The sequence below is a fragment of the Arthrobacter sp. GMC3 genome (assembly GCF_002929305.1).
Lineage (GTDB): Bacteria > Actinomycetota > Actinomycetes > Actinomycetales > Micrococcaceae > Specibacter.
Window position 1 is genome coordinate 1 of the sequence record NZ_PJIO01000064.1, and the last position, 858, is coordinate 858.

Below are 858 nucleotides of genomic sequence, written 5' to 3' on the forward strand. Positions count from 1 at the left end.
GGATACCAGTCCGGCGCGCCGTGAACATGTGGCAACGCGTCTGGAGTTGCCTGTGCTGGACCCGTCAGCCGAAGATTTTGACGCGCAGCTGCGGGCGCAGTTTGGTGGTTCGCTGGCGCAGAAAGTGATCGACGCGACAGGTAATCAACATGCGATGAATAACACCGTGAATCTGATTCGTCACGGCGGCACGGTGGTATTTGTCGGCCTGTTTAAAGGAGAGTTGCAGTTCTCCGATCCTGAATTCCATAAAAAAGAAACGACGATGATGGGTAGCCGCAACGCCACGCCGGAAGATTTCGCTAAAGTCGGTCGACTGATGGCGGAAGGGAAAATCACTGCCGACATGATGTTAACCCATCGCTATCCGTTCGCCACGCTGGCAGAAACCTACGAGCGCGATGTGATTAACAATCGTGAGTTAATTAAAGGCGTAATTACTTTCTGATAAGGCGAGATTATTAAAGTTGCCATGCAGCGTCCGGGGAAGTGTTGGGCGCTGTTTTTTTCTGTTTCTCAATGATGTTTTGTAGGCCGGAGAAGATGTGTAGGTCGCACCTTATGCGACCTACACATCAGTCAGAAATTACCCTTCACGTTCCACAACTTTAATTTCCACCATGCCGATCCCGAGCTTACGCGGCGAGTGTCCGAGGATATTCCCTTCGTTGGTTGAGACAGGTTCCGGCGGCACAATTACCAGTGTGTCGGCATCGGTTGGGTTATCGAAATGCAGTGTGGTGGTGGTCACTTCATTGCCCAGCACAAGAGTTTGTTCTTCATTGCCTACGCGTACCGGAATAGGACGGCTGGCGTTATTGCCGTATGCTTTGGCGGTAATCACCAGGTCAAATTTCT

The 858-nt window shown here is 51.3% G+C and carries 1 protein-coding gene and 1 pseudogene; one reads left to right on the forward strand and one right to left on the reverse strand.

The window, feature by feature from the left end; all coding sequences use genetic code 11:
- A pseudogene (lgoD, locus tag CXQ94_RS23665) lies at window positions 1-448 on the forward strand (L-galactonate oxidoreductase); the annotation flags it as partial.
- A gap of 138 nt (window positions 449-586) precedes the next feature.
- On the opposite strand, the gene CXQ94_RS23670 reads toward lgoD, so the two are convergent.
- Window positions 587-858, reverse strand: a 272-nt coding sequence (locus CXQ94_RS23670; protein ID WP_219817109.1) for a hypothetical protein, incomplete at its 5' end; no start/stop codon positions are given.